The organism is Alicyclobacillus cycloheptanicus, from assembly GCF_028751525.1.
GTDB lineage: Bacteria > Bacillota > Bacilli > Alicyclobacillales > Alicyclobacillaceae > Alicyclobacillus_L > Alicyclobacillus_L cycloheptanicus.
This window is the reverse complement of sequence record NZ_CP067097.1, coordinates 2,210,398-2,226,160: the sequence shown is the minus strand read 5'-3', so window position 1 is coordinate 2,226,160 and position 15,763 is coordinate 2,210,398. Positions and strand designations below refer to the sequence as shown.

Annotated in this window: 13 protein-coding genes; 8 read left to right on the top strand and 5 right to left on the bottom strand. The window is 61.4% G+C overall.

All coding sequences use genetic code 11. From position 1 onward, the window contains the following. Positions 1 to 123 precede the first annotated feature (123 nt). From JI721_RS10240 to JI721_RS10225, 4 genes are all read left to right on the top strand, one after another. Positions 124 to 1,416: an IS1380 family transposase gene (locus JI721_RS10240; RefSeq protein WP_274457684.1), complete on the top strand. Its 1,293-nt coding sequence runs from the start codon at positions 124 to 126 to the stop codon at positions 1,414 to 1,416. Positions 1,417 to 1,928: 512 nt separating this feature from the next. Continuing rightward, the gene (locus JI721_RS10235; RefSeq protein ID WP_274454786.1) at positions 1,929 to 2,135 is read left to right on the top strand and encodes a helix-turn-helix transcriptional regulator; all 207 of its coding nucleotides are present in this window, start codon (positions 1,929 to 1,931) and stop codon (positions 2,133 to 2,135) included. 126 nt (positions 2,136 to 2,261) lie between these two features. Then, complete coding sequence (locus JI721_RS10230) at positions 2,262 to 2,726, top strand: septum formation initiator family protein (protein ID WP_274454785.1); 465 nt, start codon at positions 2,262 to 2,264, stop codon at positions 2,724 to 2,726. Between the two features lie 124 nt (positions 2,727 to 2,850). Then, on the top strand, positions 2,851 to 3,327 hold the full coding sequence (locus tag JI721_RS10225; RefSeq protein ID WP_274454784.1) for a hypothetical protein: 477 nt from the start codon (positions 2,851 to 2,853) through the stop codon (positions 3,325 to 3,327). A 48-nt stretch (positions 3,328 to 3,375) separates the two neighbouring features. On the opposite strand, the gene JI721_RS10220 is transcribed toward JI721_RS10225, so the two are convergent. After that, positions 3,376 to 4,797 carry a zf-HC2 domain-containing protein gene (locus tag JI721_RS10220; RefSeq protein WP_274454783.1) on the bottom strand — a complete coding sequence of 474 codons (1,422 nt, stop codon included), beginning with the start codon at positions 4,795 to 4,797 and terminating at the stop codon, positions 3,376 to 3,378. Then, positions 4,775 to 5,302: an RNA polymerase sigma factor gene (locus JI721_RS10215; protein WP_274454782.1), complete on the bottom strand. Its 528-nt coding sequence runs from the start codon at positions 5,300 to 5,302 to the stop codon at positions 4,775 to 4,777. The genes JI721_RS10220 and JI721_RS10215 overlap by 23 nt, the downstream gene beginning before the upstream one ends. A 155-nt stretch (positions 5,303 to 5,457) precedes the next feature. On the opposite strand from JI721_RS10215, the gene fadH reads away from it, so the two are divergent. From fadH to JI721_RS10195, 4 genes are read left to right on the top strand one after another with little or no spacing between them, the layout of a single operon-like run. Continuing rightward, the gene (fadH, locus tag JI721_RS10210) at positions 5,458 to 6,300 is read left to right on the top strand and encodes a 2,4-dienoyl-CoA reductase (RefSeq protein ID WP_274454781.1); all 843 of its coding nucleotides are present in this window, start codon (positions 5,458 to 5,460) and stop codon (positions 6,298 to 6,300) included. Positions 6,301 to 6,310: 10 nt separating this feature from the next. Continuing rightward, complete coding sequence (locus JI721_RS10205) at positions 6,311 to 8,617, top strand: glycosyltransferase family protein (protein ID WP_274454780.1); 2,307 nt, start codon at positions 6,311 to 6,313, stop codon at positions 8,615 to 8,617. Positions 8,618 to 8,649: 32 nt separating this feature from the next. Beyond that, a complete protein-coding gene (locus JI721_RS10200; RefSeq protein ID WP_274454779.1) occupies positions 8,650 to 9,111 on the top strand; it encodes a hypothetical protein in 462 nt (153 codons plus the stop codon). Then, a complete protein-coding gene (locus JI721_RS10195) occupies positions 9,112 to 9,618 on the top strand; it encodes a hypothetical protein (protein ID WP_274454778.1) in 507 nt (168 codons plus the stop codon). 957 nt (positions 9,619 to 10,575) lie between these two features. On the opposite strand, the gene JI721_RS10190 is transcribed toward JI721_RS10195, so the two are convergent. The 3 genes from JI721_RS10190 to JI721_RS10180 all read right to left on the bottom strand — a co-directional run bounded on the left by JI721_RS10190 (position 10,576) and on the right by JI721_RS10180 (position 15,532). After that, on the bottom strand, positions 10,576 to 11,793 hold the full coding sequence (locus JI721_RS10190) for a S1C family serine protease (protein WP_274454777.1): 1,218 nt from the start codon (positions 11,791 to 11,793) through the stop codon (positions 10,576 to 10,578). 186 nt (positions 11,794 to 11,979) lie between these two features. Beyond that, positions 11,980 to 14,028: a dynamin family protein gene (locus JI721_RS10185; protein WP_274454775.1), complete on the bottom strand. Its 2,049-nt coding sequence runs from the start codon at positions 14,026 to 14,028 to the stop codon at positions 11,980 to 11,982. Next, positions 14,018 to 15,532, bottom strand: coding sequence for a dynamin family protein (locus tag JI721_RS10180; protein WP_274454774.1), 1,515 nt, complete (start codon positions 15,530 to 15,532; stop codon positions 14,018 to 14,020). Before JI721_RS10180 ends, JI721_RS10185 begins: the two co-directional genes overlap by 11 nt. Positions 15,533 to 15,763: the final 231 nt, after the last annotated feature.

Genomic DNA, 15,763 nt, shown 5'->3' with positions numbered 1-15,763 from the left:
TGTTTTCTCCGGTAGAATAGGGATAGTTGGGGCTGTGCTCCTCCAGATCCGCTTCACCGCCGGGGTGATCTTTTGCGTTTTATTATTGAGGAATCCGATGAAGTCATTGTTACCCATTCAGGTATGGCGTTGATTGGGTTGCTCCTTGAAAAGACTCGAATCGGCGAACGTCTCAATCAAACTCGGTTAGACGGCATGGGAACTCCAGAAATCTCGAACTGGGACATTGCACATGCGTATATTGGCTTGCTTTGCCAAGGCAAAACCGACTTCGACCATATCGAACCCTTCCGGGAGGATGATTACTTCCTGGATGCGCTGCAGATTCAGAGTGTACCCTCCAGCCCTACATTACGCCAACGCATTGACATGGCAGCAGGAAAATCCGGATGGGAGTCCATTCTCCTGGAAGAGTCGGCAAAGTTGCTGAAAACGTTGGAAGTGACACTTCGCCCCATCGTGCTTGGACAGGACTCCGATCATCGTTTCTACGTCCCTTTGGACATCGACGTCTCGCCGTTTGACAACTCGGGCACCAAGAAGGAAGGCGTCTCTCGTACATACAAGGGACTGGACGGGTACGCCCCCATCTTCGCTTATTTGGGTCAAGAGGGATACGCTGTCCATGTTCAGCTTCGGGAAGGCAGCACACATGTCCAAAAAGGAACCGCCGCCTTCCTGCGAGAGAGCATCGGATACGCTCGACAGGTAACTGACCTACCGCTGCTCGTACGCATGGATGCAGGGAATGACAGTGCCGAAAACATTGCAATCTGCCAGGCGGAGGACAGCAAGGCAGATTTCATCATCAAGCGAAACCTGCGGAAAGAGAGCGTTGACGCCTGGCTGATCACTGCACAGCAACATGGAACCTGCGAGGAGCCTCGTCCCGGAAAGAAGGTTTATCAGGGCTCGCTACTCTGCCCGGTCAAAAGTGTGTCTCAGCCAGTTCGCATGGTGTTTGAAGTCATTGAACGTACGACAACCGCCGACGGGCAAATGCTGCTCGTACCGGAGATTGAGGTTAGCGCCTACTGGACGTCACTACCGGACGCCCCGGCGGTCATCATTCAACTCTATCGGGAACACGCTGTCATGGAGCAGTTCCATAGCGAGATCAAGACAGACCTGGATGCGGAACGGCTGCCCTCCGGTAAGTTTGCGACGAATAGCCTGGTCCTGCACTTCGTCGTCGTAGCATATAACCTATTGCGGGTGATAGGCCAGGAAAGTCTCAAACGGGGTGATTCACCGCTGCGCAAAAAGGTAGAACGCCGCCGGATTCGCACGGTGATTCAAAACTTGATGACACTGGCCGCCAAGATGGTCCGGCATGCCCGGCAGACAAAGCTAAAACTGGGCCGTGGCAATCGGTGGCTTCCCACGTTTCGAAGATTGTATTTGACCTTCTCGTGACGACAAGGCGGCCGTCGAACTGGAATTTCAACCTCCCGAAAGCTCCCAAGACCAGGGGGTTTGGGACTTCGTCACTCCAAAGGCGGCATGACATGCGAACTCGATGACCAACACCGGAACGACCACCGTGGGCAACTTCGTAGGCGCCGAACTTCTTCCACTTTTGCCCACAGAAACAGCAAATTGGTCAAGCCGTCACGGATTCAGGATACCTCCTTTTTGTAAATATTATACTAGTAATAAAATGTAATCCAGAGTGAATGATATGTAGAATAAGATTTTATTACATACGTGCGTCTCTTCTCTTCTTGTACTCGAGGAGATCGCGACGACAAGTCTTGGGGCCTTACTGAAATCCTCTGCCCCTGCGGCGTGTCCACGCCCTGATCTTTATTTATTTAGAGCTAAAGAAATCATAACCATGAATTATTTAATCATTTCTTTTGCATAATTTTTATTTATTCGGAAGGAAATATCGACAACGAACAGAATAGAAAAGATTGGTGAAACCAATGTATCGAACGGTCCTCAAGCAATTGATCGACGAGAATGGACTCAAGCAGACGTGGGTCGCGAAAAAGGTGGGAATCTCTGCGCCGGCGCTGAACCTGCTCGCGCATGGAAAAACACTGCCTACGCTCAGGACCGCACAAAAAATTGCACGTTTGTTAAACACGACGGTCGAGACGTTGTGGCCGTTGGAGGACGACGACGCCTGAATCTTGACACACCCTGCCCACGTGCGGCCCGCCGCGCGGGATGCACACGTTTTTCTTCCGTTTGTCGAATGCAGTCGATTGAGCGCGGGCGCAGCGCCGCGTGGTAGACTAAGGGGGATCGCAGAAATGTCCGTGATACAAGAGCATGTAGGCGGCGTCATCCGTACTCGAAACCCAGCCCTGTCACGAACCGATGCTGCACACCCGGCGTCCGTCCAAGAGGTGCCGGAACCGCTCCGCGGCGACGCAGGGGTGGACATGACCGGCGTGATCGGCGAAACGCTCGCAGATGCAGCGCGGCCGCGCCCGCGCGTCAACCCGCCTCACCGGCTCATCACACTGATGGCGATCGCGGCCTGCACCGCCGCGGTCTGGGGCCTGGTCGCGCAAACGGCGCGCATTCAGACCCTCAATCAGCAAAACGTGCGCTTGACGGAAGAAATCGCTGCGACGCAGGCACAGAACGCGTCTCTGGAAATGCAGGTCACGGAATTGCTTCAGCCGTCACGCATTTTAGCCGTCGCGAAGCAACTGCACTTGCGGTTTATAAGTGTCACCGACATCTCGCCCGCTGGTCCGGCGTCCCCGTAAACCGACCGATGCGGTGCAGCACGAGGGGTGTGAACGCAGTCCCTCGACGTGCCCGGACAGGACCTTCCAAACCGCGGCTGGATGCGCCGGTGAGCCCTCGAAATTGGGAGGCGGTGAGACACGCATGCCAACACTGGAAACGGGTACCCCCATAAAACAGCCGACTGCACGCTGGCGGCCGTGGGTATTGCCGCTCGTGCTGTGTTTGATTGTCCTCATTGCCATCGGCATTGATGTTGCCCGACAGCATGTGCGCATCAACGTGTTTGGCCGGTACATCTCCGCCGACCAAGTTCAGTCGCTCATCGTGGAACGCACCGCGGCCAACGCGCAAGGGACGACGCCGCCCGTCACGCCCATCCAGTCGCGCCAACAAATCCTGACCGTTCTCCGCCTCTTGAGCCATGCCAAACCAGTCACCGTGCGCGAGGACGCACAGATGCAACAGGTCAGCCAGCTCATGCTGACGCTCCAAAACCAAACCACCTTGCAAATTCCACTCGACCAAGTCCAGCACCCAAAAGAAGTCGTCGCGCTGGCGAACGGCAAGGCCTGGCGCTGCCCATCCAGCTTGCTGCGCTACTTGTCCAAGTTGGACTAGTCAATCTGCGGCTGCACAAGGGCCTCTCCGACTTCATGCCCGCGTCGATCACGGCTTCGCGAGCGCCGATTGCTGGACCCAGTGCAGCAGCGCCTCTGTTGCCGACAAATCCGGCGCAGCGTCTCCCGGAAGGGTGGATGGGACGTCCGAGTTGTCCATCCCCTGGGACTGCCGCCATGCCAGAGACTGCAGGTGTACGGTCACCGTGCGTGTTTGTCCGTATACCATCGGCTGATAGAACCCGACAGCCGGGGCATACCCAGCTTTGAACACCGTGATGGTTACGGTTCGCACCGGGACATCCGAAGCGGTCGACACCGAAGGCACCCAGCGCGCATCGACGAGTCCCGGCCCGACAATGGCCGACGGCAGTGTGCCGCGGGAGGTGGTCTTCCCCCACCCGTCCACACGACTGCCCGCCGCCACCACGACAGTCGCGTCGGCAATGGGATGACCAGACTGGTCCAGCACCTGCACACGTTCGCCGCCAGACTGTGACGCGTCAGGCACCTGCGGCGACGCAGGGTATGTTTTCACCGCTTGCTGCGCCCATTGCACATAGTTGTCCGTCGCCCGCAGGGGCGGGCCGCCCTCCGCCATGTGGACCGGCGACTGCCCGGATGCAGACTTGTGCAGCACAATGGGTCCGGCGGTGCCGCCCGACCCACCCGGGCCGACTGGGTAACGATACATCACCTGAGGCTGGTACCCCGTCTTCCACACCACTACGGTAACCGAACCGAATCGAACGTCCTGCCCCGGCGAAATCGAAAAGCTCGGTGCATACACCGGATCGACCGGCACCGTCACCGTCCACTGCGGCGTGTTTCCGGTCCGTCCCGTGGTTCCGCGCGCAATCACGCGGTGATTTGACACCACCGCCACGTTCGCCCCCGCCAAAGGAGCTGTCTGTGCAGCATCGGCCGCACTGGACAGGGCCTGCAGAACGGTGACCTGCACGGATGTTTTAAGTGCAGGGGCAACCCCCGTTGTACTCGCCGACGGCGGCAACGCCGCACCCGCCATCGCTGCGCTTGATGACGTTTGCGCTGTCGTCGCAGCGCCCGACGCGCCGCCGTTCACGATTCCTCCGTTCTGCGCTGCCGCCGGACCAGCCCCCGAACGGACGGTGGTCCCCGTCGTACCGCCGCCAAGGTGGATGACTGCAGCCAGGACAAGCGCTGCGGCAACCCCCGCAGCAGCCGTGCTCCATCGGATCCACCGCCGACGCCGGGCGCGCTGGCTGGAAACAGCGCCCGGTACCTCGTCCAAGGGCAATGCGAAGGGAATGGGGGCTTCCAATTCTGGCGGGAGACGAAACGCCTCTACGATGGCCTCGTCCGCCGTGCGAAGCGTCTGCCATCGCTTGGCGCAGCGCGGGCATGCGGCCAAATGCTGCTCCATCTCAGCGGCGTCGGCGGCCTCGCCATCCGCATACTGCCACAGTTCATCCCAGGTCAAGTGCTGCATGGCCGTTCCTCCTCTCCACTTCCTCCAACACACGGCGCCGCGCGCGCGTCAGACGCGTCCGTACTGCCCCCGGCGTGATGCCGAGCACCAGGGCGATTTCTTCACAGCGAAGCTGATGGACATGCCGAAGCAGTAAAATCTCGCGGTCGGATGGCTGTAAGTCGTTCAAAATGTGCCGAACTTCCCCGGCCAGTTCATCCGCAATCACCGTGTCCTCCGGTCCCTTCTCCACGCTGGGCCAGTCGTCCGGCACGCCTTCCACAAAACGGATGCCGGCCGCAGCCTTTCTGCGGCGCAGCACGTCGTAGCAGTGGTTTCTCGCAATGCGACCCAAGTAGGCACGGAAGCTCCCTCCCCGAAACGCCCCGAGCGATCGATATGCTTTCAGGAATACTTCCTGCGCAACATCCTCCACATCGTTCGAATCACGGGTGATATGATAGATGAGACTGCGTATCATGGGCTCGTTTTCCCGAACCAGCGATTCGAACTCGTGGTCGTCCACCTGGGGCCCTCCTTCCGCTCTACTGTGTACGACGCACCGGCGGCTGGACTGTTACACCCTGGCGCGTTTATCGCGCGGGTTCATCGTACTCGCTCTGTGGGTTCATCGCACTGCCTTCATCGTAACGAACATTTCTGCAAATGGGGGGATCACGCTTGACAACACCATCAACCAACGCACATCGGGTCGCGCTCATCACCGGCGGAAGCAGCGGCATTGGGGAGGCCTTTGCGCTGCGGTTCCTGCAGACCGGTGGCAGCGTCGCGATTGTCGGGCGCTCCGAGGAGAGACTGAACGCCGCGTGTGACCGTCTGAAGCAGGCCTGCAACCTGTCGTCCGAAGCGGCAGACGCCAGGCTGGCGGCCTTTCCGGCCGATGTACGGGACGCCGACCGCGCCGATGAAGTTGTGGAGGCTGTGTTTGCCCGGTTTGGAAAGCTTGACGTGCTGGTCAACAACGCGGCCGGCAACTTCCCGGTCAAGGCAGAAGACTTGTCAACCAACGGCTGGAATGCGGTGGTACAGATTGTCTTGAACGGCACCTTCTTTTACTCGCGCGCGTACGGACGCAAACTGATAAAGCGCCAGCAGCCCGGTGTGATTGTGAATGTCGTCGCCACCTACGCGTGGACGGGCGGTCCGCTCGTCGTTCACTCTGCTTCTGCAAAAGCCGGGGTCGTCGCCATGACGAAGACGCTGGCGGTCGAGTGGGCACCGTACGGCATCCGGGTCAACGCCATTGCACCAGGTCCCATTGAAGACACCGGGGGTGCCGAGCACCTGTGGCCGTCTGAAGAGGTCAAAGCACAAGTGCTGCGGTCCATCCCCGCCGGCCGGCTCGGCACCAAGGAAGAGGTTGCGCGGGCGATGGATTGGCTGGCAAGTGCGGACAACAGCTATTTGACCGGGGATATTCTCGTACTGGACGGCGGGCGGAGCCTCGGTCATTCCAGCTTCCGGCCAGTACCCAAAGACGCGGCGAACGGAGGAGGAGAGTGACAACGCGGTCATGAGGTTGCATACATCGGCCTTTGCTGCGCGCGTGCGCCAGTGCCTGGCCCGTCACGGATACACCTGGATTTTGCTTGCGGCCGCAACCGCGATCGCCTACCCAACGTGGCTCTCCCCACAGCCCATGTCTCTGGACGACCTGGGACAGCTGAACGGGCCGCAGCGATCGCTGTTGGCCTGGTTTTACCAGCACGGGCATCTGCCCTTGTGGAATCCGTTCAGCTTCGGTGGGCAGCCGTTTTTGGCGGCCGGCCAATCCGGCCCCCTGTACTTGCCAAACATTGTCTTTCTATTGCTGCCGATTGCGCCCGCTATGAAGGTATCCTACCTGTTTCACGAACTGCTGGCTGCCTTTGGCATGTACGCGGTCCTGTGGCACTTCACCAAGCGCCGGCTCGCTTCGTTTACGGGCGCGATCACGTTTGTCACCTGCGGCTTTCTGCTCGGGCACCAAATTCACACGCAGATGTTTGACGCCTTCTCCTGGCTGCCGGTTTGCTTCTGGCTAGTCCTGCGCGTGCTGAGCCGCCCGACCCTCACGCGTGTCTGTGCGCTCAGCGCCGGCTTTGCCATGGAGGTCTACGCAGGACACCCCCAGGTGACGTTTTTCGTGTGCCTGCTGCTCGGACTCTATACGGCGCTGTACTGGCTGTGGCACCGCAGCCGCAGGGCGGCGGCCGGGGTGCTTCACGTCGTCTGCGGGTTCGTGCTGGGCGTCGGATTGTCCGCCGCGCAGTGGCTGCCGACCCTGCAGCTCGCCAGCTACTCCGACCGCGCCGCTGCCAATGCTTCCTTTCTCTTGCAGGGGTCGCTCCCGTTTTCCGGCCTCGCCCAGCTGCTGTCCCCCTTCACCGCTGGCGGCGGCTATTCCGGTACACCGTTCTCTCCAGAGGTCTTCCAAGCGCTGTACGGCATCAACGTCTACTGGGAATTCACGTGTTATGCGGGCGTGATCGGACTGACCCTCGCGACCGCCGTGATGGTCAGCGAGTTTCGCCGGCACCACGCCGTCCGGTCGTTTTCGATACTGACCGGGTTCACCGTGCTGCTGGCACTGGGGGCGAACACCCTTGCCTACGTCCTTCTGGTCGACCTGCCCGGATTCGACTTGTTCCGCATTCCGGCCCGGTATATCGGGCTCACCGACTTCCTCATCGCCGTGCTGACGGGCGTCGCGATAGGCCGGCTGGAACGGTACGACAGCCTCCGCCTTCGCCGCTGGGTCGCGAGGATCGCGCTTGGATACGCCCTCATCTGCATCGTGCTGCGACTCTTCGGCCCCCTTCGCACCGCCCCGGCCGTCGCGTTTGACGTCCCGGTGAGCCTGCTGGTGCTGACCGCGGTGGTCTGCCTCATCCCGTGGCGCGCCGGCGGACTTCGGCTGCGCCGCGTGACCGTTCGTCCTGCGGCGGTGGTGCTCGCAAGCCTCGTCACGGTCGACGTCGTCTCCCAAGCGGCCGGCTTATCCACCCTGGTACTCGCGCCCACGGCACCTTACGTCAATGAGGACCCGTCCGTGGCATTTCTCAACCAGGCCCTGCGCAGCATCCCGGACAACCCCTATCCGTTTGCGCGGGCGCTGTCCCTTGACCAGACGCCCGTGTCCCAGGACCGAACGTTGAGCGAGCGCATCCCGGTTCTCAATGGCGAGGACTCCCTGGTGCCCGCATGGTACACGGCGAACATCAATGTGACGTGGGATGATTTGACGCTGCTGGCACAGCCTGATGTGCAAGCCATCCTCGACAACATGGACGTCGCGTACGTTGTCACGGCCCCCGACGACGAAGAGGCTGCGGACAATTTTCTCTATCCAAACGGCTGGGAAGTCGTGTATCGTTCGAACGAGGCCTGGATTTGGAAGAACCCCGACCGTTTGCGCGCCTCCTGGGTCGCGCCAAGCGTCAATCACGTCACCGCCCACACGGCCGATACGACGCGCCTCGTGTCCTGGACGCCGAACCGCCAGGTCTGGCAGGTGTCCGGCCCTGCCGCGGGGTGGTTCGTCCTGTCGCAGACGTACGATCCAAATTGGGTCGCAACCGTGACCGCCCGGGGCACGGGCCAAGGAACGAGCGGGCGAGGCGCCAGCGGTCAAGGCACGCCAGAAACGGCCCCGGTGCGCCGCGTCGCCGGTGTACTCACAGCGGTTCGCATCCCGAGCGGATCGACCACCATCGTCCTGCAGTACCAACCCAAGGCATTCCGGGCCGGCTGTTGGGTCACCATCGCCGCGATTGTGCTGCTGTGCGTGTGGCTCGGCTGGGCCTGGCTGAATAAGCCAATGACAAAACAGGGAAGCTAGGGGGAAAATCGCAGCCGACTGGGTGACCTTCCTTGGCCTTTTCTGTGTTCAGCGCGATATCCCTGATTGGCATCATCGTCTTCGTGGTGACGAAGAAGAACCTGCATCTCTTTGAGATCCTGTTCATCTGGATGGCGGCGATGATCCTTGACCACAATTTTATGACCATCGTGTCTCTCAATCTCGGCATGTACCATTTTGCCAATCGGCCGACTGGGTATTGGTCCCTGTCACTCGTTCGAATTATCCTGGTGCCGCTGCTGATTGTGTGGTACTTCGATAAAACCTCGACTCGTCCGTACAACCGGTGGATTTTTCTGCCGGTCGGCGTCGCGGCGCTCATTGGCATTGAATACTTGTGCGACGTCATGCATGTGTTCCAGCATACGCGCTGGCAACTTTGGTGGTCCATGCTCGAGTGGGTCGGCGTGTTTCTGGTGATTCACTTCGCGTGGCTTTGGTATCATCACCTGCTGCAGAGGGAGATGGAATAAGTGCTGCCATGGCCGCAATCGTTCGATGCCAACGAGTGGTTTATTCTCATCACCCTCCTCATCGGCTACGTGTGCGTCGCATTGCTGCCGAAACGCTACCCCAACGCCGTGGCGACGCTCATCGCCTTGTTCTGCGTATCCGTCGCCATCATCCTGGACCATTCCATCGCCACGCCCCCCTTGGACCTGTACGACGTCAATGACTTCAAAAAGTACGAACTCATGGACGTCATCACCTACTTCATGTACAGCCCCTATGCACTCATCTGCGCGTATCTGTACGACCGCCTGCGCCCACAACGACTGTTCCTCGCCGCCTACATCGTCGGGTGGTCAGCCCTGGCGACACTTTTTGAATGGATCGCGTCCTTATGCCACGTCTTCACGTACACGCATTGGAGTTTCCTCTCCTCCTTCTGCGTGTACCTGATTGCAACCCCCGCCCAACTCGCGTTCTTTCGCTACACCATGCGATATTTTGACCAGCACCGCGAGATGACTGAGTGAGCAAGGCGGCTGGCTGGCCGGGAGGCAGGGGCTGGCCGCCGGGAGGCAGGGGCCAAGGCCGCCATAAGGTAGGAAAGGCGCCTTACGATCGACGGGCCGGCCGGGCCTAGGCCGCCATAAGGCAGGAATGGTGCCTTATGCGCCGGGATCCGATGGCGTTCGCGGCGGCTTTAGGTAGGAATGGTACCTTACGGGCGGCGAGGCGGCGGGGCCTGGGCCGCCATAAGGCAGGAAAGGCGCCTTATGCGCCGGGATCCGATGGCGTTCGCGGCAGCTTTAGGCAGGAATGGCGCCTTAAGCGCCGGATCCGATGGCGTTCGCGGCGGCTTTAGGTAGGAATGGTACCTTACGGGCGGCGAGGCGGCGGGGCCTGGGCCGCCATAAGGCAGGAAAGGCGCCTTAGGTGCCGGGATCCGATGGCGTTCGCGGCGGCTTTAGGCAGGGATGGCGCCCTATGGCTGGGGGGCCGGTGGGGCTGGCCTGCGATAAGGCAGGTTTGGTGCCTTGTGCGGCGGGATCCGATGGCGTTCGCGGCGGCTTTAGGTAGGAATGGTACCTTATGCGCCGGGATCCGATGGCGTTCGCGGCAGCTTTAGGCAGGAATGGCGCCTTACGGTCGGCGAGTCGGCGGGGCCTGGGCCGCCATAAGGTAGGAATGGCGCCTTAGGTCGGCGATTCGGCGGGGCCTGAGCCGCCATAAGGCAGGAATGGCGCCTTATGTGCCGGGATCCGATGGCGATCGCGACGGCTTTAGGCAGGAAAGGTGCCTTACGGTCGGCGAGTCGGCGGGGCCTGGGCCGCCATAAGGCAGGAATGGCGCCTTACGGGCGGCGGACCGGCCGGGCCAAGGCCCCCATAAGGCAGGAATTGTGCCTTCGGCGCCGGAATCCGATGGCGATCGCGGCGCCTCAAGGTGCCCAGCCCGCCGGCCCCCACCTCGCCCCCAAATCCCCCGCCTTACTTCTGACCCCAGGCGCCGAGGGTGACGTTCACGGTCATCTTTTGACCATGGCGGAGAATCGACAGATGCACGACCGTGCCGATGGCGTACTTGGAAATTTCGCTCGTCAGTTGTGAAACGGACGTGACGGGTGTTCCGTTAATCGCGGTGATGATATCGCCGTCCCCGACGGGTTGATTGGTGCCGCCGGAGTCTCCGTGAATGCCGGCCTTGGCGGCTGGACCGTCTTTGGTCGTGGACATCACCAGCACGCCCTGGCTGACTGGCAGGTGGAACTCGGCTTGGACCGCTGGGTCAATGTCCGTCCCTTCGATGCCCAGCCACGGGTGGGAAATGGTCTGTCCCTTCAGTAACTGTGGCAACAGTTGTTCCAGTTCGTCAATCGGAATGGCGAAGCCGATTCCCACCGACCCTTCCACGGGGCTCTCGATGGCCGTGTTGATGCCGACCACCTGTCCTTGCTGGTTGAGCAGCGGTCCACCGGAATTGCCCGGATTCAGCGCCGCGTCGGTTTGAATTAATCCGTTCATTTCGCGCCCGTCTTGGGAAGGCATGGAGCGGTTGAGGCCGCTGACGATGCCGGCGGTCACGCTGGCGGTCAACTGAAACGGGTTGCCGATGGCGATCACCATCTGGCCGGGCTGCAGGTTCTTCGCTGTGCCGAGCGTCAGCGGCTTGAGCCCCGGCGGCGGGGTGATGTGCACAATGGCCAGGTCATCCAGTGGATCGGTGCCCACCACGGTTCCCTTGAAGGTACCATTCTCTGAGGTCACCGTCACCGTCTTCTGGCCGTTGACCACATGGTTGTTGGTCGCGATGTCCCCGCTGTTGTTAATCAAAAAACCAGTTCCGATGTCTTCGGAAGGTCCGTCTTTGCTGTTATTGGCGTCCGAAACCACAGTGATGGTAAAAATACTTGGACGCGCCTCTTTGTAAATCTGCTCGACGACATTTCCGCCCTCTTCGGGCGGCAGTGTTCCGTTCGTGGATGCGCCAGTCGCCGTCCCCGAATCAGAAGACGGCGAGGAATTGTATTGTTCTTCGGGAGGCAGCTGATTCAGGTTCGTCTGGTTCAACCGGGCTTCCAATCCGCCTCCAGCCAGCATCCCCAGCCCGAACAGGATGACACCGGCGGTTATGATGCCCGACCGACCCTCTCTTCGACGCCGCGACGGCCGATCCCAGTCGTCAAAGTCACGCCACTTTCTCGCCATTCATCCGACCTCCCTGCCGCGGGCGCTGTCCGTGGTTGTCCAGAACGGGTGATCGTACGCGGTACCGCTGGCTGCGGTACCGATCGTACGCCGTGCCGCTCCGGACACCCGCTTTGCTTCCATGATACCTGATTCACTCCCCCGGCGAAAGGCAAGGCCTTCCGACGTTACCTTCACACGTTATCTTCACACGTCAGTTTGTGCCGGTTTTGCCCCCTCAAACCAGGCGCAGGCGCGTTCCCATGCCGCAAGCTCCGCATCGCCGATCCCGGCCTCCGGCGCCGCGACAGCGTCCAATACCGTAGCCGCTTCGTCCAGTCGCTCGACAGCCTGCGCTCTGAGCAGGTCGCTTGCCACAGCCTGAATGGCCTGCACCGCCTGCCGCAGTTCGCGCTGGACTTCCTCGTTCGCGACGGCCTCGAGTTCGGCGCGCATCTCCTGCTGCCCGCCGCCCTCGAAGAACTGGCGCGCGGACTTGTAGTGATGAAAACCTACAGAAAAGGCCTTGGCCGACACACGTACGTGCGCAGCCTGCGTCCCGCGTTCGGTGACGGCACCAAAGTCCGGGGTCGATCCCGCCATGGCCGCGCTTTCTCCAGCCGTTTCAATCACTTGGCTTTGCAGCTGTTCACCCAGCTGCGCGACCGCTTCCCCAGCCTGGCGTTCCACGCGCATGGCAAAGGTGCGGACCTCTGCAGCAACTTGGCGTTCGAGGGTCTGGGCCAACTCTTCTGCAGCCCCCTCGAGTGCCTCTCTCGCGCGCTTTTCGTCGCGAAACCGCCCTGGATGAAACGCCTCGCGAAACAATTCGCCAAACCGCAGCCGAATCCGCTCGCCCGCGTGGAAGGCCAGTGTCTCCCACTCCGCTTGCAGGCTCCGCTCCCAGTCCGAGCCGCCGCTTTCGATTTCCTGCTTACGGAGCGCTAAAACTTGCCGAAGTGCGTCGCAGGCTTGCTGCCGCGCGGCCGCCTGTGTCGCATCCGCCTCACGCTGCTCACGCACCCGGGTCAGATACGCCCGCACCTGTCGCTCCGTGTTGGCGATGAGGCGCTCTACGGCACTCTCCGCAAGCGCCAGATGGTTCTCTTCCGTGACCGTGCGCATCGCGTTGACAAAGGTCGGAATGCCGGACTGTTCCAACATCGCCTCCACAGGCGGCAGGGGTGCGTCCGGTGCCAACCGCAAGCGCTGGCGTGCCATCTGCGTGTACTGCGGATGGTCCGGGTTCTGTTTGAGTAGTTCAGCAGCCAGTGCGACCTGGCTGGAGACTTCGAACACGCGCGGCCGAGGAATCCCCGCTTTGCGCAGTTCCGCCACGACCCTGTCGCGCACGGCCTCCCGCTCTTCCTCCGACTTCGCGAGATCGACCGCGTTGATGACCACAAACAGCTTGTCTGACTCGGAAACATTCTGTACGCCTGCCAGTTGCAGCAGGAAGTCCTTGTCGGCGCGCGAGAACGCGTGCGTATAGTACAGGACGAACACAATCGCGTCTGCGCGACGCATGTAATCGAACGCCACATCGGTGTGACGCCGGTGAATCGAGTCCACGCCCGGCGTGTCCACCAGCACGAATCCGTCCTTCAGAATGGCTGCGCGGTGCGGGACATCCACCGCTTGCAGGAAACAGGCCACTTGTTCATTGGCCGTATAGGTCCGCAGTTCGTCCACTGGGATGTCCCAGGTGGTCCCCAGCCGGTCCGACATGTTCGCGTAGCCTGCAGCCACAGACTTCAGGAATGCCGCCGGGCGCCGCGCCTGCGGCGGCAAGTCCGGGATCCGCAGCGACTGGCTCTGCGCCATCGCCTCCGTCAAGTCCGCAGGGGCAATGTGCACCTGCAGACAGGCCTCCCGCACATCCTCCCACAGCTGGTCGACCGTTTTCGCCGTCACCCGGGCGCTCGGGCGGTCGGTCTCTTGACGCTGCGCCTCAATCTGCGTCACCGCAGCTGTCGTCGGGTTCGGAGAGACCGCCAGCAGGGGGTCGGACAGCACCGCGTTGAGCAGCGACGATTTCCCAGCCGAAAAGGCGCCAAACACAGCGACCAGTCGCTGCCGCTGTGCAATGCGCGCCCGCAGCTGCACCAGTTCCGCCCGCCAGCGGGCCGCGGCAGGCAGCCCCTCCAGCACCGCGACGGCCTCGTCCACCCGCTTCAGAAGGGAAGCAAACTCTGTCTCCGTCGGGACAGCCCCGCGATCGGTCGGGACGGCACTTCCATCTTGGTTATGGTTCACTGGCTTTGTCCTCCTCTTCCATCGACAGGATGTTGGCCACCTGCCGCTCCCGCTCTGCCTGCAGGTCGATCCAAGCGCTGATCTGTTCGATTTGCGCCTGCAGCCCCTCAATCTCCTGGCGCGCCGGCGCCTGGCCAGCCTCCATCTGGGCCTGCGCCCGTTCGAACCAGTGGTCCAGCAGGTCGGCCAACCGTCCGCTGAAGTTCCGCTTCACGGCGGCGACCACGTCTTTGACGTACTGATAGGGGTACTGGTCCGACACCAGGGCCCCGGACTTCACGAGCCGGCGGCAGTCCTCTTCCGTGACGTTTGCCGTCAGCATGTCGATCTCGCCCAGCCACGCCTCGTCGGTCCAGTCCGCCTCCTTGACCAGTTCGCGAAGACTCGCCTGCAGCGGCCAGACCAGGTACTTTTGGACGTGGTCGGAGAGGTCGTCCACAAACGCGCGCAGCCGCCGCGCCTGTTCTTCCTCGGCACGCTGCTTCGCCCGAAACCAGCCCCCTGGCCGGAAATCCGGGCGCAGGCTCTCGATAAACAACCGGCCTCGCTCCGTCGTGTCATAGGGCGAAATCTGTGCCAGCTCGATACTCCGAAGGAGCGCTTCCCGAACGCGATCGCGCTCGGCTGCCCAAGCACTTGCGGCTGCCTCCAGGGTTTCGCGCCGCTCGTCGCATTCCGTCACCAGACGCGCCCGCAGCCGCTCAGCCTCTTCGCGGTCGTAGGGGACAATGCCCACAAGCGCTGTGAGCGCTTGCTCCAGCAGAGTTTGACGTTCGGCCATTTGGCGGTCGACGTGCTGCTCCACCAAATCCCGCAGCGCATCCAGCACCCGCTGGGCGATGGAGGTCGAACCATCTTCGGGCAGCGACGTGAGGTAGGCTTTCAGCGCATCGAGTTCGTTATGCTCGCAGGGGAGCGTGGCCGTGTAAAAAATCCGCTCCGGTGTGATATCCCATGTGTCGAGCGTCCGCAGGACCCGGTCCTGAAATTCCGCAAACGGCAGTTCCCAGTCCAGATGCTTGTCAACCTGGTTGACCACAAGTACCAGCCGCTTGCGCTGTTCACAGAACGATCGCGCCAGTTCCAGGTTGCTCTCGGCTTCAACGTGCTGGTAGTCCATCACCAGCACAATCACATCCGCCCGGTGCAGCGCCGCTTCGGTCGCCGCCTGGTGCGCCGGGTCTGTCGAATCCACACCAGGTGTATCGAGGAGAATCACCGAATCGTGGGTATTCGGCATGACCAGTTCTGCAATTTCCGCCGTCGTCGGCACAGCGCCCGTTGCCAGTGCCTCCGTCTGCGTCAAGGCATTCAGGAGACTCGATTTCCCCGCCGAAAACAATCCGCAGAACGCGACCGAGACAGCCGCGCTGCCACTGGCCAGACGGTCCGCCAATTCCCCAATGCGGCGGGCTGTTTCTGCATCGCCAGCGTGCGCAATCCTGCCCTGGACGAAGCGTACGTAGGCCTCTGTCTGTTGGGTGGTTCTTCCCGTTTCAATCATGCTCGATCTCCTGGCCCTTTCAAACGGTCCATGCGGCGGTGCCTGCCCATGGCATGGGCGGCCTGCACCGCAGGCAAACCGTGTTTTATCCTATCTTTAACGTTAGCATATGACATTCCGCCGCGCCACGAAAATGATACACCAATCCACGGGGCTCATGAACCCTCCGCAGGCAGCCTCCGCACACGCCCGTCATCACGCTGGCGAACACCCAGCCGTCGCGGCCTTCCG